This is a genomic window from Synechococcus sp. MIT2312, assembly GCF_059772315.1.
This window is the reverse complement of sequence record NZ_CM186281.1, coordinates 2,067,950-2,085,521: the sequence shown is the minus strand read 5'-3', so window position 1 is coordinate 2,085,521 and position 17,572 is coordinate 2,067,950. Positions and strand designations below refer to the sequence as shown.

The window sequence follows — 17,572 nt, the reverse complement described above, 5'->3', positions numbered from 1 at the left end:
GGGGATGGCAACTCGGCCACAGGCAAGAACCGGAAGGACAGCGAGACTGCCATCGTCCCGCACCGGCCCGAGCCGGCCCAACCGCATGCGTCGGATCACCGATGTGCGTCTGCCCCAGCGCCCCGGAAACCACGACCCTGCAGGTCTGTCCTGGCTCAGCCTGGATGATCGCAATCTGATCACCGCCGCTGGTCCTATGCCGGCCGGTGGAGCGATGGCCGGGGAAAGCTGGCATGGAGACCGGCTCAGTCGTCGTGGGATCGATCTGCAGATCAATGGGGGGCTTGGACTGGCCTTCACGGAGCTCACGCAACAGGATCTGCCGACACTCCTGGAGTTACTGGAGCTGCTTTGGCGCGATGGTGTCGAGGCGATCGCTCCGACCCTGGTCACCTGTGCTGTGGGCCCTCTACGCCAATCCCTGACCGTGCTCCGGCAGGCCCGTGACCGGCATCAAGCTGGTCGCTGCCAGCTGCTGGGAGCACACCTTGAAGGCCCGTTCCTCGCGGAAGGGCGGCGGGGTGCACACCCGTTGGAGCACATCGCTGCACCCAGCAGCAAGGCCCTGAAGGCACGGATCGCAGGATTTGAAACCGAGATCAGCCTGATCACCCTGGCACCCGAGCAACCGGGCGCTCAGGAGTTGATCAGCGAACTCAAAGGTCTAGGCATCCATGTGGCTCTGGGTCACAGCACCGCAGATGCCGATCAGGCAGCCCTGGCGTTCAGCCAGGGCGTCGAGATGATCACGCACGCTTTCAACGCCATGCCAGGACTGCACCACCGCGCCCCCGGGCCCTTGGGGGAAGCCTGCCGTCGCGGCGATATTGCGCTTGGGCTGATTGCCGACGGAGTGCATGTGCATCCCACCACTGCGGTGTTGTTGCAGAGGATGGCGGAGGATCAGCTGGTGCTGGTGAGTGATGCCCTGGCTCCCTACGGACTGGCGGAGGGTGAACATCGCTGGGACGAGCGAGTGCTCTTGGTGAACAACGGCACCTGCCGACTTGAAGACGGCACCTTGGCCGGTGTGACCCTGCCGCTGCTCGAAGGAACCTGCCGCCTAGCCAGCTGGAGCGGTGATGCGGATGGCGCGATCTGGGCCTCCACGATGGCTCCCAGAGAAGTGCTTGCGGAACGCCTTGAAGACCCCTTGTTGATTGGAGCTGGACTGAACGACCTGCTGCGCTGGGAATGGAACCCATCAGAACGCAAGCTGGCCTGGCGGCAGGCTGCTTAAGATTCCGCCGCTGCGAGTGAATTGATGGCCCCCGAGCAACGGCTGAATGACAAGCAGGCCGAGAAACAGGAAGTGAAGGGTTATTTCGAGACGACGGGCTTTGATCGTTGGAACCGCATCTACAGCGATAGCGATGACGTCAATAAGGTCCAGCGCAATATCAGGATCGGACACCAGAAAACCGTTGATGAAGTCCTGGTCTGGATCGAGGAGAGTGGGCAGTTCAACACTGTGAGTTTCTGCGACGCCGGTTGCGGCGTCGGCAGTTTGAGCCTCCCCCTGGCACGCATGGGAGCCGGCTTCATCAATGCCAGCGATATCTCTGAAGCCATGGCCAAGGAAGCTGAGCGCCGGGCGCGTGATGCGGGCCTGGACATGGCCAGGCTCAACTTCACGGCCAGTGATCTGGAGAGTCTCAGCGGCTCATTCCACACCGTGTGCTGCCTGGATGTGTTCATTCACTACCCCCAGGAGGCTGCTGAAGAGATGGTGCGGCACCTCTGCTCTCTCACCGAACAACGCCTGATCGTGAGCTTCGCCCCCTACACGCCGCTGCTGGCTGCTCTGAAGAGCATCGGCCAGTTGTTCCCAGGCCCAAGCAAAACCACCCGCGCCTACACGCTCAAGGAGAAAGGGATTGTGGCGGCCGCGGAAGCCTGTGGCTTCAAACCCGTGCGACGCAGCCTCAACAAAGCGCCCTTCTACTTCTCCAGGCTGATCGAATTTCAGAGGGCCTGATCAGCACCTCCAAGAGGCCAGGGCTCAGGACCCGAACTGGCTGTGCAGCTTGAGCAGCGCATAGGGAGGCGTATCACTGACAAAGTCAGCCGACCCCACATAGCCGCTGAAAGCGCCGCCCTGACCGATCAGGGTCGCGCCGTGATTGCTGGGGAACAGATCTCCGAGCGAAAGATTCATTCCTCCTGATTGCAGGCTTGGCATCACAGCGGCGCTGTGCTGGAGCGACCCAAGGGAACGGGTCTGGATATTGCCGTCCTTGAAGATGAGGGTTCCCTGGGCATGGGTCAGGAACACGGTTTCGCCTTTGAGGACGCGTCGTTCAACCACCTGTTCGAGCCCATAGAACGAACCGTTCGCCTGTTCACAGCCCTGCACAGCTCCGCCCAGCCGGGCCACGGCAAGTCGGTAGCTGACCGAGTCACCCACCGACAGGACCGCATCACGATTGGCATCAACGAAGGTGCCTGATTCCACGTTGCAGAACAGCACCTTGAACTGTTTGGCCTGCCGCTGATCGCCCCCGGAATAGCCGGTGGAACAGCCCGCCAGCAGACAGAGCAGCGAGCCAACAACAACAGCGGAGACCGACCTGGGCATGGCATCAACCTCTGAACTCACCGATGCTGCCAAGTCATGGTGAGTCTGAACAGCATCAGAACGTCGATGGCGGCTCACAGCTGAGATGCAGATCATCCAGTTGCAGATGCCAGGCATGGAGGCGATAGCCCCCGTCTCCAGGAGTGGCGACCGCACTGATGCGCTGATCGTTCAGATAGAGCGGATCACCGAGCAGGGGAGACCCCAGTTGCGCGAGATGGATACGGATCTGATGAGGTCGACCCGTTGTGATCGCCACCTGCAGACGATCTCCCTGGGGGCAGCGTTCCAGCAGCTTCAATTCACTGTGGGCTTTCAGACGTCGCCGGATCAAGCCTTTTGATGGGGGCAGCGGTCCCCAGACCCAGTCCAGCAAGGGATGGGGCCGCTCGACCACATCCGTGTTCACAGCAAGAGACATCCCGAACTCGAGCCGTGGGACACGCTGGGACCAGGCCTGATAGAGCTTGCGGGTGCCTGAGGCGGGCTTGAAACCTCGCGAAAGAGCAGCTCTGGTGGTCGGCTGGCGTGCACACACCTGCAATCCGGAGGTGTACCGGCCCAGGCGATGCACGGGCTTGGCAACCAGCGGCTCACCCAGCTGGCGACTGCGCTGATCCAACAGAGTGGAGAGCGTGTGCTGCAGAAAGCCGCCACCGGGCATCACCGGCAGTCCGGAGGGTTTGTTGATCACCAGCAGATCCCCGTCGTCATGCACAACCGACCAGATGTCGGGGATGGCTGGCTCGATCCATGGAGGACGGCACCAGAGCAGTTCTGCCTGATCGGGCAGCGGTTGATCCTTGAGCAGAAGCTTTCCGTTGAGTCGGATTTCACCAGCGGCGATTCGGCGAAGCCAGACGTCTTCACAGGAGTGGGCGTAACGCTGAGCCATCAGCACGCTGATCAGCGTGCCGTGATCGTCAGGGTGCGTGATGTCCCTGTACGTCCATCCCTGATTGAGTGAGGCTGCACGCCAGCCTTCAGGCAAAGGCTCTGCCTGTTGGCCTGTCACTCCACCAGACGATGCTGCAAGGCGTAACGCACAAGCTCAGTTCGGCTGGACGTGCCGGTTTTGATAAACAACCTGCTCACGTATTTCTCGACGTTTCGGATTGATGTCTCCAGCTGTCGAGCGATTTCCTTGTTCATCAATCCCTCCGCCACCAATTGCAGAACACTGGATTCCCTGGGCGTGAAATTGTGCTGTACAGGGTCGCTGGAGGGCAGTGCCTCCGCCTGGGCAAGCAGAGAGCGAATCTCAGTGATCTGTTTGGCCATCTGCCCCATATCGGCATCAGCGAAGCGAGCTGCTTCCTGCAAGAGTCGCTGCTGACGCTGAGCCACGTTGCTCACGCGCGCGACCAGCTCATCCGGGTCAAAGGGTTTGGGGATGTAATCATCAACGCCCGCCAGGTAGCCCTGGGTGCGATCCGCCGTCATGCCCTTGGCGGTGAGAAAGATCACGGGAGTACCGCCGAGTCGCTCATCGGCTCTGAGCTTGTTGAGCAGCCCATAGCCATCGAGCCGGGGCATCATCACGTCGCTGATCACCACGTCTGGCAGCATCTGCTGCGCCTTGGCAAAACCATCCTCGCCATCCACAGCCGTCGTGACATCAAATCCCTCATCCTCGAGATAGGCCTGCACTGCTGAACGCAGGCCAGGTTCATCGTCCACCAGCAGCAGGCGCACCGTTGGCTGTTGAGGAGGAGTTGGCTCTTCAGGGTGGGTTGGCTGTTCAGGCTGAGAGGCCTGGGAGGATTGTTCGGGCTGGGAGGTTGTCAAGGCCTGACCTCATCTGGCCGGAATCTAGGGGCGTTAGGGCGCTGGCAACCGCAACACTTCCTGGGATTCGATCAACTCAGTGGAATAACCGAGCTCTCTGGCCTTGTCCGAGAGACCGGCGGGATCCTGGCCGGCGAGGTCGGGATGACAGGCCGCCCACCACACCAGATGGTCTTCGCGCGTGGTCGCACGCCTGGTCCCGCCTGGATTGAGTTTGCGCACATAAATTGCTTCGGTGTCCCTTGTGACCCGCAGCGGCTCCTCGCGACTGCAGTTCACCGACTCGGTGGGAATCACCAGATTGTCGGTGGACTCCTGCCACAGCTTGAACCTGCGTATCTCAGGATCAGCAGGATCCCCCGAGACCGCAAAGATCCCCAGGGTGTACTCCTCAGCCCCCTCATCCTGGTCCAGCACCACCAGATCAACCGGACGCATGGCCTTCATCTGCTCAAGCAGCTGTTCTCGATTCACGGCCTCAGCGACAGCGGGCTGAAAAGCTGCCGACGCAAGCAGGCCCAAACCGAAGATCCAACGGATGGAGAACATCGCGACAATCTGAGAGTCACACCATGCTGACCCCACACACCCACTTGAGCGCAGTGAAGTTGTGATCAACCTCGATCACCAGGCCACCACACCCTGTCATCCCTCAGTGATCCAGGCGATGGAGCCCTGGTGGCGCGAGCAGTGGGGTAATCCATCGAGCCGGCAACATCGGCTTGGCTTGACAGCCGCCGCTGCGATCGGTTCAGCCAGAGAACGCCTTTCGAGCAGCCTGGGAATCAGATCCGAGGAACTGATCTTTACCAGTGGCGCCACCGAAGCCAACAACCTGGCGCTGCTGGGCCATGCCAGGGCTCGCGCCCTGTCCGACGGTGGACCTGGGCATCTGGTCAGTGTGGCCAGTGAACATCACGCGGTGCTTGACCCTCTTCTGCAGCTGAAACAGGAGGGATTTGAAATCACCCTGTTGACCCCACAAAAGGACGGCCTGATCACGGAACAACAGCTGGAACAGGCCATTCAGCCCAACACCCAGCTGATCAGTGTGATGGTGGCCAACAACGAGATCGGCGTCATCCAACCGATCCAGGCCCTGAGTGCCGTCAGCAGCAGCCACGGCATCACGATGCACACCGATGCTGCCCAGGCCTACGGGCATCTTCCGCTGAATGCCGAAGAACTGGGCTGTGCCCTGATCAGTCTCAGTGCACACAAATTCAATGGCCCGAAAGGCATCGGCGCCCTGGTGGTCAGAGCTGGCACGCAGCTACAACCGCTGCAGTGGGGCGGAGGACAGGAGCAGGGCCTGCGGGCGGGAACCTTGCCGGTGCCATTGATCATGGGCATGGCTGCTGCAGCCGAGCTGTCAATGCAGGACCTTGAGGACCGCCAGGCGCGACTCCAGGTTTTGAGAGATCAGCTGTGGCAAGGGCTCAAAGATCGGAATCCAACGATCCAGCTCAACGGAGCGCTGCAACCTCGACTGGCCCATAACCTCAATTTCACGATTCCCGATGTCTCAGGTAGTCGCCTGCATCGGGCGCTGCGGTCCCGACTGGCCTGCAGCAGCGGTTCTGCTTGCAGTCGAGGTGAACCCTCTCACGTTCTTCGATCCATTGGCCGCAGCCGTCTCGAAGCGGAAGGATCCTTGCGATTGAGCCTTGGACGCGACACCACAGCGACGGACATTGATGGAGCGATCGAAGCGATCACAGCTGCGATTCAGACCTTGACTCAGCACTGAAACCAAAAGACGAGTGACACAACCTCTGGAAAAAAGTGTCAGAGAAGCTACCTTCCGCGCAAGTTCCCCAGTGATTCATGACTGAGACACCGGCCAACCAGCGGCTACAAGTGCTTCAAGCCATTGAAGACGGATGGAATGCTTTCGCCAGAGCGCCATGGCCTTTGGTGCTGTTCACATTGCTGGCTGGAAGCGTCTGGATTCTGTTTCAGATCATCGTGCGCGGAGCACACTACTTAGCGAACGACAGCGCACCCTTTGCCTATCTTCTCGTTGTTGCCGTTGGCAGCACGGTCATCAGCCTCTGGGGAGTCACGGGTCTGATCCGCGGAGCCTGGAAATCACTCAACGGAACCAAACCTTCATTCTCTGAGTTGGTGCGCTGGGACGGCAATGCCGCTGGACGTTTATTCATCAATCAGATCGTTCTTGCCATCATTATTTTCATTATTGCGCTGGTGTTTAGTTGGCTCACAAATGAATTTTTTGCAGCAAGCACACTCGCTGGCTTCATCCCCCTGATTGCAGGGGTGGTGATTTTCATCTACCTCTCTGTCAACCAGAAACTTTTGCCTTTTATTGCACTTCTACAGACAGGCAATCCGATTGAAAATATCCAGAAAGGTCAAAAAATTATTGACGCCACATGGTGGTGGATGATTTTGCTGTTAATCGTCAACACGATCATTTTAACCGTCGGAATTATTCTCAATGGTGTCGGCTTGCTCGTCGCAAGCCCCCTGGTGATCTGTATCTCTCTTGCTGCCTATCGCCAGCTGTTTGGCACAGATGACCAAACTGGTTTTCTGAACGGTTAAAAAGAGCTCAGAGCAACAAATGCTGCGACACCCAGCAGTGCCAGTAGCAGCTGAGCAAGGCGACTGATCAGAAGTCCCGCCACTACAGCCAACCCAACCACCGATCCCTGGCGCAACGCCTCAAGCCACCCCAGATTCCGGGGTGGCTTTGTTGTGACCCAGGTTTCCACCAGAGTTGCTCCCAGCCATGGACCGAACAAGGCCCCCAGCAGTGGCCCACCGAACGGCAGCGCAGGCAACAAGCCCAGCACTCCAACAAGCAAACCCACACCAGCTCCCGCTGCAGACCAGCGACTGGCCTTCAGACGAGCCGATGCCAGTCCCAGAGCCAGCAAATCAGCGATGAAACCCAAGCCAAACAACACCAGCGCCAGAACAAACTCAGGCCAGGCCTGAGCCCAACCCACAGCCCCCATCCAGACAAGGGACCCCACCGGCAACCAAATCAGACCTGGAAGCAGGGGTAGAAACGAGCCTGGAATCGCCAGAAGCTGAACCAGCAGGGCAATCCACCACACCCCATCAATCGTCCAGGCCCAGGTCATGCTTCAGAACTCGGCTCGGGCGGGCCTGGCTCGGGTGATCGGCGTCGGGCAATCCGTAACTTTGCGCTGCGACTGCGCGGATTGAGCTGCTGCTCTGCCTCGTCGGCTCTCAGTGGCTTGCGAGTGACACGCTGCAGGCGCTGGTCACTGAGGAAAGCCGTCTTCACACGCCGGTCCTCGAGAGAATGGAAACTGATGATTGCCAGCAGGCCATCAGGCAGGAGCCAATCAGGAGCTTGTTGCAACAAGCGGTCAAGCACCGCAAGCTCATCATTGACCGCGACCCGCAGGGCCTGAAACGTGCGCGTGGCGGGATGAATCCGACCACGGCGAGCTTTGGGTGGATAACAGCCAGCCACGGCGTAGGCCAGTGCCGCCGTACCGGCATAGGCACCGCTGGCGTCCAGATCAGCTTTGATTCTGCGAGCAATCCTCCTCGACAAGCGCTCCTCTCCATAGGCGTAGATCAGATCAGCCAGATCTGATTCATCCAGCCTTGCAATCAGTTCAGCCGCGGTTTCCCCTCCCCCGACTTGATTCATCCGCATGTCGAGGGGACCATCCAGCCGAAAGCTGAATCCCCGCTGCGCCACATCCAGCTGAGGGCTGCTCACCCCAAGGTCGGCCAGGACCAATCCAACCGGGTGGGGAGGGGAGTAATCCGCGAAATTGGTCGCCACGATCGTGACGCGATCCCCGTGGTGCTCAAGCCGCTCGGCCGCCGCCAAACGGGCGGTTTGATCGTGATCAAGCCCCAGTAGACGCAGCTTTGGATAGCGATCCAGCAACAAACCGCTGTGACCACCCCCACCCAGCGTCGCGTCAATAAAAACGCCTGATTGGCACTGTTCACTGAACTCCGCGGCCAGCGTTTGCATCAAAGGTTCGGCCAGAACCGGCACATGCATGAAGCCCTGGGCGGGGCTGGATGACAGATCGGGCATGGGTCCTTCCTAAGATCCCGTCACAATTGTTCTGCAACGGCCCCATGACGCAGATGGAAACGCGCACGGAGCCGATGGTGGTCAACTTCGGCCCCCATCACCCCTCGATGCACGGGGTGTTGCGCCTTGTGGTGACTCTCGATGGAGAGGATGTCCTCGATTGCGAGCCGGTCATCGGTTACCTCCATCGCGGCATGGAGAAAATCGCCGAAAACCGAACGAACGTCATGTTCGTGCCCTACGTCAGCCGTATGGATTACGCGGCGGGCATGTTTTACGAAGCGATCGTCGTGAACGCCCCTGAAAGGCTGGCGAATATTCCTGTTCCGAAGCGGGCCAGTTACATCCGAGTGTTGATGCTGGAACTCAACCGCATCGCCAATCATCTGCTCTGGCTTGGGCCCTTCCTCGCTGACGTCGGCGCTCAGACGCCGTTTTTCTACATTTTCCGAGAGCGGGAGATGATCTACGACCTCTGGGAGGCGGCCACCGGTCAACGCCTGATCAACAACAATTACTTCCGCATTGGAGGTGTGGCAGCAGATCTGCCTTGGGGATGGCTGGAAAAATGTCGTGATTTCTGCGACTGGTTCGGCCCCAAGATCGATGAATACGAAAAACTGATCACCAACAATCCGATCTTCCGTCGGCGGATCGAGGGTCTGGGAGTGATCGGCAGGGAAGAAGCCATCAACTGGAGCCTTTCCGGCCCGATGCTGAGGGCCTCAGGAGTGCCGTGGGACCTGCGCAAGGTTGACCATTACGAGTGCTACGACGACTTCGACTGGGATGTGGTCTGGGAGAAAGAGGGCGACTGCTTCGCCCGTTACAGGGTCCGTGTCGAAGAAATGCGCCAGTCCCTCAAGATTCTTCGCCAGGCCTGCGACATGATCCCTGGCGGTCCAACGGAAAACCTGGAGGCCAAACGCATGGCTGAGGGCAAGGACAGCGATTTCGCCGGTTTTGACTACCAGTACGTGGCCAAGAAGGTGGCGCCCACGTTCAAGATTCCCAATGGCGAGCTCTACACGCGACTGGAATCAGGGAAAGGCGAAATCGGAGTGTTCATTCAAGGGAACAACGATGTGACACCATGGCGCTTCAAGATTCGTGCAGCAGACAGCAACAATCTGCAAATCCTCCCTCACATCCTCAAGGGACACAAAGTCGCCGACATCATGGCGATCCTTGGCTCCATCGACGTGATCATGGGCTCAGTCGATCGCTGATTCATTCTCAGCCTCTCGCCATGGATGCTGACTAAAACACAGATCTGCAGGCACCCAACCGAAAGAGATGTCTCGGGGAAACCAGACAAGCCAAGCAAAATAAAAAAAAGGTAAAAGATTCAATGCATATTTACAATGCCATTAACCTGAAAAAATAATAGTTTTAGCCCAAGATGCCGACACTCAAAGGGCATTTAATTTCAGGCGGCCAGGGATTCAAGAGCAGAGACGTCAAACTTTATGAAATCTCAGAAACCCTGCTCAAGAAACCGAAACTAATTGCATCAACATCGAGCAATTCAGGAGGCCTGTTTGAGTTCAATGGAGTCAACATTTCACCCAAGAATACGTATTACATTTTAGCTTCAGATGGCCTCAACAAACTCCTGGGGCTGCTGCAGAGCAGCGACACTCAGGGGCTGACAATCAATGACCTATCCACCGCTGCGAGCGCCTATACATTCAATCGATTCATCAATGGAGAGGAGCTGAGCGGCAACAAGCCCTCACTTCGCTCAGGCTGGATGACCTACAAGAACCTGGTCAATCCAAATGGAACCATCGCTCAAGTGGCGCTCAACAATACTGCCACTGCTGAGCGGCTTAATTTACTGGCTAATCTCAATGCAGAAGCAATCTCCAGTCCTGCATTCAGAAAGATACTTTTAAACCTCACATCTTCAATCAAAAGACCATCGAACCAAACCAATCTCGAAGCCCTCATATCAATCGGACAAAGCCCTGCAAACAATGCGAGGCAACTCTTTGAACTAGCTGAGTCCGCACCAGCCATTTATCCCGCAGACAGCGGGAGTATTTCCCAACGCGACTCCTGGCTTCTTTATTTTGAACATTTTGGAGCAACCGATGAATCAGAGTCCGTCTTTTTTGGACCAGGAAATATTGCAATTGACAGCCTTGGTGATCTCTGGGTTGCCAACAACTTCAAACCTGGATCCAAGTTGACACCCCCCCTTCCGGGCACCACATTGCCTCGATTGCAACCCAGCGGGGAATTGGTCGGAGGAGAACCTTTGCAAGGCGGTGGCCTTTATGGCGCAGGATTCGGGATCGGCATTGACCCCGAAGGTCAGGTATGGATTGGCAATTTCGGCTTCGGAGCCTCGCAAGTTCCCCTGCGCGGCAATGGGAACAGTGTGTCGCTCTTCTCAAAAGAAGGCGAAGCACTTTCACCGAATCGATCACGTCGTGCACCCCGAAAGCCATCCGGTGGTTACACCGAAGGCGAGCTGCTCGGCGTGCAGGGTGTGACCAGCGATCAAGAGGGCAACATTTGGATCGCCAGCTTCAGAGATACCGCTGCAACGCCAAGCAAAATTGTGGTTTATGAAAATGGCAAACCGAAGAAATTTGATAGCTTCCAACATCCTGAGCTGACATCACCTTTCGATATTGCCATTGATGCCTCTGGGGATGCCTGGGTGAGCTACAGAAGTGGTGGTCGCCGTGGCCAAGGAGGGATTGGCCACTTCAGCTTCGACTCAAAGGATGGAATCAGACTGATTCAAACAATTGAGTCCAAAGACCTGAATGTTCCCTTCGGAATTGCGACCGCATCGGATGGGAGTATCTGGGTCGCCAACAACGGTGGGCCTCCTATCTATAACTCCAGAACCGTATGCAAAATCGACCCGATCACCGGAGAAGTGGAAACATTTTCCATCAATGCATCAAAGAATTCGGGCCCTTGGGGCCTCAACCTTGACGGCGCGGACAATGTCTACGTCGCCAACTTTGAAGATTTATCCATTTCCGTGCTGAATGGATCCAGCGTCGATTCACATTACGGTCATGAACCAGGCACAGCACTCTCACCCGAGGGTGGATATGACTTTGACGGCAACATCATGCGTCCAACAGGACTGGAAGTGGATAGTGCTGGGAATGTCTGGGTCGCAAACAATTACAACGAAAAAGCTGACCTCTATGGCCAGAACAGTGTGTTTCAGGCCATTGGCCTTGCAGACCCAGTGAAGACGCCACTCATTGGCCCAGTGGCACCACTGTTCTGGACTACAACGCCTCAATCTCTGGTCTGATGATCTTCATCGGATCGAGGTCACATCGCCATCATGTGATCACTGGCCAGTTCAGACGCAGATGTTCACTCCGGCTGAGCCTTTGGGTTAGTGATGCACTGATGCCAAGGTGACAGTGCGGTTCTGTGATCTCAACACCCTTGATGATGTCGCCAACCTGGCTCAACCTCACCAGAACAGTGCGTTTCGGCGACACCGATGCTGCCGGCGTGATGCATTTTCATCAGCTGTTGCGCTGGTGCCATGAGGCATGGGAAGAGAGCCTGGAGCTCTTTGGAGTTGAAGCTAAAACGGTTTTCCCTGGATGTCGTGACCAGGAACGCTTTCCTAACACTGCGCTCCCAGTGGTGCACTGCAGCGCCAGCTTCAGAAAAGCTGTGCATGGTGGAGACCAACTGCTCGTGAGACTGAATCCAGAACGGATTGATCAGGGATGTTTTGAGGTTCACAGTCAATTTCTCTGCAACGACCAGGAAGTTGCCCATGGCTTGATCAGACACATGGCCATTGAGGTGGCAACACGCCGACGTTGCCCGATACCAGAGGCCATCTCCCTCTGGCTTGAGGCTGCACAGATCGGGCAGATCAGAGAACTCTGAGCCATGCACCGAACAAAGCTCTTGCTCATCTCAGAGCGAGGCTTGACAGACCCCCGAGGCCGATGGCGACACAATTGCGACATCGGCAAGTTCAAGAATCGGCGCACAAATCAGCCATCTGCAACGCGTGCAGCCGTCAAAGAACACTGAAAAACTTTGCACCAAAGCTAATTTGTGGGTCATTTTCTTAATCCCGATGGATTTGAGAATCCTGATCGTTGCGCTGCCAATTCTTCTTGCCCTGAGCTGGGCCGGTTACAACATTGGCAGAGCTGCAATCGGCCAGCTTCAGAATGCGATCAAGCAATACAAAACCAATCAAACCTCCTAAAAAAATTCAACATCTCTATAGCAACAAACCATTCATCACCCCTTAATCATTGAAGTTCTTCCTCAGCATTGTGAATATTTCAAGCCTCTTCATTGAGAATAGATTTTTTAGTTTCTCAGTTCGGAAGTGAAATAGCACAGATACGATGTTTGACACCTCTGCGGCATTTACAGCACCTTCAGACGTTGAAACAAGGTTTGAAACGACCTTTGAAACTACGGCTGCTTTTACCGCACCGTCTCATAACATCACGTCACCATCAGGTTTAGAGCCTTGTCTTGGTGGCGAACTGAGATTGCAAGCAATCTGGGTCGATGAAAAAGTCTGCGTCGGATGTCGATACTGCGCTCACGTGGCAACGAACACCTTTCTGATGGACGAAGACACTGGTAAGTGTCGAGCAATTCGCCAGGACGGCGATTCAACAATGGTGATTAACGAAGCAATCGACACCTGCCCCGTGGATTGCATTCACTGGATTAGCTTCGAGGAATTGATTGAAAAGAAAAAGGAAGCAATGATCAGAGCTGCTTATTAAGCAATCAACCGACAACAAAAATACTTGTAAAGACTTTTACGATCCCAACAACAATTAAACCGGAAAGGATCACAAAAGACGGAATGATGTATCGGAACGCTTTATCTGAAGGACGTTCATACAACACTTTCTCAGCAAACGACTTGGTCGGCCCGAAATTCAGATGATCTTCAATCGACATCATCATGTCGTTTGAAATCAACTTTTCCTGCCAATCATAAGAATATCGAGGAAATTCCTGATAAACAGGAGCCTCTCCAACGGCACGCCCAGGCAAAACTCTTGAGATCTCCAGTGGCACGGTGTCGTAACCAAACCTCTGCATGTACTCCTCACTATTGAGGACGAGATCAACAAAAGACTCAAATCCTTTCTCAGCGATAACAATCGAGTAAGTTAATTTTTCGCTGTTGTCTCGTACCTTGCGCCCTAAAGCTCTACCGATGACCTGCTCGACAAGTCGATAGTTATTGCTACATGACACATAACCGCGCATGAAACGGTCTGACAGCAACAGACCACGAATAAAATCTCTGACCGTGATTGAACCGTTTCTAAGTTGAGACTCGAGATAGCGATCCCTATCGCTACTCATTGCATGAAAATAAATCTGGCGATAACAGCGATTAATCACATCACCAGCGTTATCAACAACATCCCCTTCAATTGAGGGAGCAGCGATTGTGCTCACACGTATGTTTTGAGAGGTAGGCCGAAAGGGCCGAAGGGGAACCGGCAACGAAGAAACCCAGCAAAACTCAGAAAATTACCCTAAGAGTTTGTCGATATGCCAGGGGGAGAAACCGCAAACTAATTCACAATTCAGGCATCATTCCAGGGGCGTGGAATTAATTTGATACGAGCATCTGTGGCAAAGAGAACGTGTCCCTTTTGCGATTTTTGTGCTGGACCCATCAGCAGAGAAAAGGTCCGAGGCATCAGCGCATGGCGACTGCCAGGGTCATAGTCCGGATCTGGGTCATTGCCACCACAAAATCAAATGGCTCAACAGACAAATCCACAAGTCATGTGATGAGCGCGTCGTCGCTTCAAACCAGATCAGGCATGCGGCAGTTGCCAGTGAATAAAATGCAACCGATCTACCCCGAAAGTGATATTCAAAGCGAAACGATTGAGCAGACAATGCATCACTGAGCCACACATTCAGGGGGACTGAGTTAACGACTGAGCTGATTGATGTGCACTCAACCAGTTTTGCCAACGCGCACGCTCCCACTTCCCTGAAGCAGAGCATTCCAGTTCCTGGCACTGAATCCAATGCAGAGGGCGTTCCGGTGCAGGCCATTCGGTCACCAAACGACGTAAGCGGTCGAAACCATCCGAGGACACATCAGCAGACGACCAGCGAACAAGAGCCACCAGTCGTTCACCCCATTCACGATTGGCCAACCCCAGCAACAGCACGGCATCGAGCGGTAGCCCTTGCTTGCGGGCTTCGCTCAGAAGCCTCTGCTCAAGCTGTGAGGGAAACACCGTGACCCCACCTGAATGGATGGCATCGTCGATTCGTCCCAAAAGATGCAGCTGGGGATCCGTCGAAGAGCCCTCAAGTGCCGCCAGATCAGCGGAATGCCACCAACCATTGGCGTCCGACAGTGCACGGAGGCCGCCCGTGCCATCAAGCCTGGCCACACCCAGGCGGTCGCAGTGCACCGCCAGAGATCCCTGCTGATTCAGTCGCAGACGCACACCATCCAAGGGTCGTCCACAACCAGCTTCTCCCACCAGAAAATCAAGCGGCGCCTGGGCCGTCACCATCGCCGCTGTCTCCGTCGCGCCGTAACAGGGGGCAAGCCTGATGCCCAAGTCGCGCGATTGATCGGCCAGATCGGTTGGCAAGGCAGCACCACCAACCCAGATCACCGCCATCTCACCCAACCAGGAGCAACCACAGGGATCAGCCAGCAAACGCCGCAGCTGAGTGGGCACCAGCGAGAGCAGCATTGGACGCCGTTGCCAGCCGGGATGCTGAAGGCTTTGTTTGAGAAGCGAAGCCGGCTGTTTGATCAAGGAGGGGGAGATCCAGGCGTGATCTGCGCCCCACTGGCGGGCACGCCACCAAGGCATCAGACCGCTCACATGCTGAAACGGCAGAGGATTCCAAATCAGAGTTGAGGCTGGCTCCAAACCAATCGTCTGCAGCCACGACCCGCAGGCCTGGGCCGAGCGGTCCAGATTCGACAAGGGATGAAGACAGAGCTGTCGTCCACCGCTGCTGCCACCCGTTGACAACACCACCCCTGGCCCAGGAGGCCAATCAATGCCATCAACATCCAGAACTTGGCACTCCGGCTGAACTCCTGAAGGGAGCAGACGCACCCAAGCGCCATCGGCCAGGCCTGCCTCGAGAGTCGCAGCAGCCTCACCAGGCTGGGCAGGGTCACAGTGCAGATCCCTCAAACGGCTCATCAGCAGCCCAGCGCAGCCGCAGCCCACACCTGCTCAGGGTCAGAGCTGAACAGGCGGCTTTCAGGGCACCAACCTGGAGCCAGTCCTGGCGCCACAGGAGTCGGGCCTCGCTGCTGCAGCCCTGCCATCAGCGCCAGCCAGCGAAAGCCGATACCGGTTTCGAAAACGGTGCTGAGCATCAGCCGCGGCCGACCTTCCTGCAACTGGTGCAGCAGGAGTCTCGGATCTCCCTCCAGCAGGGGTCGCCGCACCTGCCAACCCTGCCATTGCTCCCGCAGAGCCGGATGCTTCAGCAGCGACTCATCCAGGGCGACAGGAATCCGCTTTGCCAAATCCTGCAGGCCTCGCAGATCGTCCACTGCCAGTGGCTGCTCCAGCCAGTCCAAACGGGGATCGCCCTCCAGAACTCCAGCCCATCGATCCGCCTCAGTCCGATCCCAGCCGGCATTGGCGTCCAGACGGAGACGAGCCTCGGGCGGCAGCCGTTCCAGAAGCCTGGAGAACAACAGCCATTCCTGATCCAAGTCGGTCGCTGCCACCTTCCACTTCACAGTGAGGGACTCACCCACTGGATGAGTCGCCAGCAGTTGGTCCAGCATCGGCAACATGGCCGGTCCAGCGGGCAGCAGACAGGCCGAACTCGGGGCAGGGAGCCAGGCCTGAACCACACCATCCAGCTCCGCCAACGAAGCACCGAGCGCAAAGCCAACTTCAGCCGGCAGCGTCGGCAGCAGCGCTTCGAGCTGCTCCCGCTCGCACTCCACATGCCCGGAGTTCTGCCATCGCGTTAAAGCCCGCGCACAGACAAGACGATGTTCTGGATCCAGCGGAGCCACCTCGCCCCAGCCCACCCGGCCGGAGATCGCACAGGCCAGACGCAACAACCAACCCTCCCGCTGCTGCCAAGCCCCTGAAGCGGTCCGCAGCGGACGCGACAGGGAATAGGCGTAGGAGCGGATCGCCAGTTGCAGCGTCATGGACTCAACCCTGCAGCAGAACAGGGGAGCCAAACCATGGACCCAGGCCCAGACCGATGCTCAGGCCGAGGCCATTCAGAGCCTGAAATCGCAACGCCAGAAACTTGCTGCCTGCGATCCGTTCAGGCTCATGATGATGCGTGCGAAGCAAGCGGATCAATGAGGAGGCCGCCGGCAAGCCAATGGCTCCCAAAAGAGCAGTGAGTGGCCAGTCGCCATGCAGCACAGGAGCCCATTCCAGAGCGAGGGTCCCTGCAACGAACCATGGAACCAAGGACGCTGCCCGCGCAGTACCCAGGCGCACGACCGGAGACTGCTTGCCATGCGCCGCATCCTGCTCAACCTGATGAAAGTGCGAGCAGAACAGCACCAGCGTTGTCGCCAGAGCAGGGCCGGAGCCGAGGACCAGAGCGGTGTCCCATGGCACAACATCCGTTGAAGGGGAGACGACCAACAACGCGGCTGCAGTGGCGAAAGGACCAAAGGCGAGCCAACACAACGGTTCACCCAGGCCCTTGTAGCCGAGACGGAAGGGAGGTCCCTGGTAGAGATAGCCGAGACCACAGCTCACCAACACCAGCACCAGCACTGCAAGAGTGCTCCTGAGTGCAATCCACAGCATCAGCACCAGTCCCATCAGCAGAGCAAGCGTGGCCAGCTGCTGAACAGGACGGGGCCGACCGACCAGCGCCACGACCGAATGGGGCTTGCCCTGGTCATCGACGCCGGTCTCAGCATCAAAAAGGTCATTGCTGAGGTTCTCCCAGATCAGCAGCAGCACTGCTGCCAACAGAAAAACGAATCCCTGGACCCAGCGCACCGGCAAACCTGAACCCAGGCGCCATCCGGCCGCAAGCAGCATGGGCATCACTGCCACGGAGTACATCGGCCACTTGATCGCTGCCTTCCAGAGACGCCGTCGGTCATCGCCGCGGGAGTGAAGGGTTGCAACAGCCTGTTGATCTGGCATGGACTGGACTCGTGG

At 57.0% G+C, this 17,572-nt stretch carries 20 protein-coding genes; 10 read left to right on the top strand and 10 right to left on the bottom strand.

Annotated features, from left to right (window positions below; genetic code table 11):
* Positions 1 to 85 precede the first annotated feature (85 nt).
* A complete protein-coding gene (locus tag AC6EI9_RS11470) occupies positions 86 to 1,240 on the top strand; it encodes an amidohydrolase family protein (RefSeq protein ID WP_498467877.1) in 1,155 nt (384 codons plus the stop codon).
* A 24-nt stretch (positions 1,241 to 1,264) separates the two neighbouring features.
* Entirely contained in the window at positions 1,265 to 1,978 is a 714-nt protein-coding gene (bchM, locus tag AC6EI9_RS11465) for a magnesium protoporphyrin IX methyltransferase (protein ID WP_498467876.1), read from the top strand.
* 24 nt (positions 1,979 to 2,002) lie between these two features.
* On the opposite strand, the gene AC6EI9_RS11460 is transcribed toward bchM, so the two are convergent.
* From AC6EI9_RS11460 to AC6EI9_RS11445, 4 genes are all read right to left on the bottom strand, one after another.
* Positions 2,003 to 2,599 (bottom strand): hypothetical protein, encoded by a 597-nt coding sequence (locus AC6EI9_RS11460; protein ID WP_498467875.1) that lies wholly within the window; start codon positions 2,597 to 2,599, stop codon positions 2,003 to 2,005.
* A gap of 34 nt (positions 2,600 to 2,633) precedes the next feature.
* Positions 2,634 to 3,593: a pseudouridine synthase family protein gene (locus AC6EI9_RS11455; RefSeq protein WP_498467874.1), complete on the bottom strand. Its 960-nt coding sequence runs from the start codon at positions 3,591 to 3,593 to the stop codon at positions 2,634 to 2,636.
* Complete coding sequence (locus AC6EI9_RS11450) at positions 3,590 to 4,273, bottom strand: response regulator transcription factor (RefSeq protein WP_498470045.1); 684 nt, start codon at positions 4,271 to 4,273, stop codon at positions 3,590 to 3,592. The genes AC6EI9_RS11455 and AC6EI9_RS11450 overlap by 4 nt, the downstream gene beginning before the upstream one ends.
* 126 nt (positions 4,274 to 4,399) lie before the next feature.
* A complete protein-coding gene (locus AC6EI9_RS11445; protein WP_498467873.1) occupies positions 4,400 to 4,915 on the bottom strand; it encodes a hypothetical protein in 516 nt (171 codons plus the stop codon).
* A 118-nt stretch (positions 4,916 to 5,033) separates the two neighbouring features.
* Between AC6EI9_RS11445 and AC6EI9_RS11440 the strand changes: the two genes are divergently transcribed.
* The gene (locus tag AC6EI9_RS11440; protein WP_498470044.1) at positions 5,034 to 6,116 is read left to right on the top strand and encodes a cysteine desulfurase family protein; all 1,083 of its coding nucleotides are present in this window, start codon (positions 5,034 to 5,036) and stop codon (positions 6,114 to 6,116) included.
* 77 nt (positions 6,117 to 6,193) lie between these two features.
* Entirely contained in the window at positions 6,194 to 6,934 is a 741-nt protein-coding gene (locus tag AC6EI9_RS11435; RefSeq protein ID WP_498467872.1) for a hypothetical protein, read from the top strand.
* On the opposite strand, the gene AC6EI9_RS11430 is transcribed toward AC6EI9_RS11435, so the two are convergent.
* Both AC6EI9_RS11430 and rsmH read right to left on the bottom strand, forming a co-directional pair.
* Positions 6,931 to 7,479 carry a DUF456 family protein gene (locus AC6EI9_RS11430; protein ID WP_498467871.1) on the bottom strand — a complete coding sequence of 183 codons (549 nt, stop codon included), beginning with the start codon at positions 7,477 to 7,479 and terminating at the stop codon, positions 6,931 to 6,933. The two genes, AC6EI9_RS11435 and AC6EI9_RS11430, sit on opposite strands and share 4 nt — an antisense overlap.
* The gene (rsmH, locus tag AC6EI9_RS11425; protein ID WP_498467870.1) at positions 7,476 to 8,423 is read right to left on the bottom strand and encodes a 16S rRNA (cytosine(1402)-N(4))-methyltransferase RsmH; all 948 of its coding nucleotides are present in this window, start codon (positions 8,421 to 8,423) and stop codon (positions 7,476 to 7,478) included. Before rsmH ends, AC6EI9_RS11430 begins: the two co-directional genes overlap by 4 nt.
* A gap of 44 nt (positions 8,424 to 8,467) precedes the next feature.
* On the opposite strand from rsmH, the gene AC6EI9_RS11420 reads away from it, so the two are divergent.
* The 5 genes from AC6EI9_RS11420 (at position 8,468) to AC6EI9_RS11400 (ending at position 13,180) form a co-directional block, all read left to right on the top strand.
* Positions 8,468 to 9,652: an NAD(P)H-quinone oxidoreductase subunit H gene (locus tag AC6EI9_RS11420; RefSeq protein ID WP_067096192.1), complete on the top strand. Its 1,185-nt coding sequence runs from the start codon at positions 8,468 to 8,470 to the stop codon at positions 9,650 to 9,652.
* 173 nt (positions 9,653 to 9,825) lie between these two features.
* Positions 9,826 to 11,712, top strand: coding sequence for a Vgb family protein (locus AC6EI9_RS11415; RefSeq protein ID WP_498467869.1), 1,887 nt, complete (start codon positions 9,826 to 9,828; stop codon positions 11,710 to 11,712).
* Positions 11,713 to 11,858: 146 nt separating this feature from the next.
* Positions 11,859 to 12,311 carry an acyl-CoA thioesterase gene (locus AC6EI9_RS11410; RefSeq protein ID WP_498467868.1) on the top strand — a complete coding sequence of 151 codons (453 nt, stop codon included), beginning with the start codon at positions 11,859 to 11,861 and terminating at the stop codon, positions 12,309 to 12,311.
* A gap of 196 nt (positions 12,312 to 12,507) precedes the next feature.
* The gene (locus tag AC6EI9_RS11405; RefSeq protein WP_186992221.1) at positions 12,508 to 12,642 is read left to right on the top strand and encodes a photosystem II protein Y; all 135 of its coding nucleotides are present in this window, start codon (positions 12,508 to 12,510) and stop codon (positions 12,640 to 12,642) included.
* A 145-nt stretch (positions 12,643 to 12,787) separates the two neighbouring features.
* Complete coding sequence (locus tag AC6EI9_RS11400; protein WP_186989558.1) at positions 12,788 to 13,180, top strand: ferredoxin; 393 nt, start codon at positions 12,788 to 12,790, stop codon at positions 13,178 to 13,180.
* A gap of 4 nt (positions 13,181 to 13,184) precedes the next feature.
* Here the strand turns inward: AC6EI9_RS11400 and AC6EI9_RS11395 are convergent, their stop codons facing one another.
* Positions 13,185 to 13,871 carry a phycobilisome rod-core linker polypeptide gene (locus AC6EI9_RS11395; RefSeq protein ID WP_498467867.1) on the bottom strand — a complete coding sequence of 229 codons (687 nt, stop codon included), beginning with the start codon at positions 13,869 to 13,871 and terminating at the stop codon, positions 13,185 to 13,187.
* Positions 13,872 to 14,125: 254 nt separating this feature from the next.
* Between AC6EI9_RS11395 and AC6EI9_RS11390 the strand changes: the two genes are divergently transcribed.
* The gene (locus AC6EI9_RS11390) at positions 14,126 to 14,335 is read left to right on the top strand and encodes a hypothetical protein (protein WP_498467866.1); all 210 of its coding nucleotides are present in this window, start codon (positions 14,126 to 14,128) and stop codon (positions 14,333 to 14,335) included.
* A gap of 9 nt (positions 14,336 to 14,344) precedes the next feature.
* Here the strand turns inward: AC6EI9_RS11390 and AC6EI9_RS11385 are convergent, their stop codons facing one another.
* From AC6EI9_RS11385 to menA, 3 genes are read right to left on the bottom strand one after another with little or no spacing between them, the layout of a single operon-like run.
* The gene (locus AC6EI9_RS11385) at positions 14,345 to 15,610 is read right to left on the bottom strand and encodes an AMP-binding protein (protein ID WP_498467865.1); all 1,266 of its coding nucleotides are present in this window, start codon (positions 15,608 to 15,610) and stop codon (positions 14,345 to 14,347) included.
* Entirely contained in the window at positions 15,610 to 16,587 is a 978-nt protein-coding gene (gene menC / locus AC6EI9_RS11380; protein WP_498467864.1) for an o-succinylbenzoate synthase, read from the bottom strand. The genes AC6EI9_RS11385 and menC overlap by 1 nt, the downstream gene beginning before the upstream one ends.
* A 4-nt stretch (positions 16,588 to 16,591) precedes the next feature.
* A complete protein-coding gene (gene menA / locus AC6EI9_RS11375; RefSeq protein WP_498467863.1) occupies positions 16,592 to 17,557 on the bottom strand; it encodes a 2-carboxy-1,4-naphthoquinone phytyltransferase in 966 nt (321 codons plus the stop codon).
* Positions 17,558 to 17,572 lie beyond the last annotated feature (15 nt).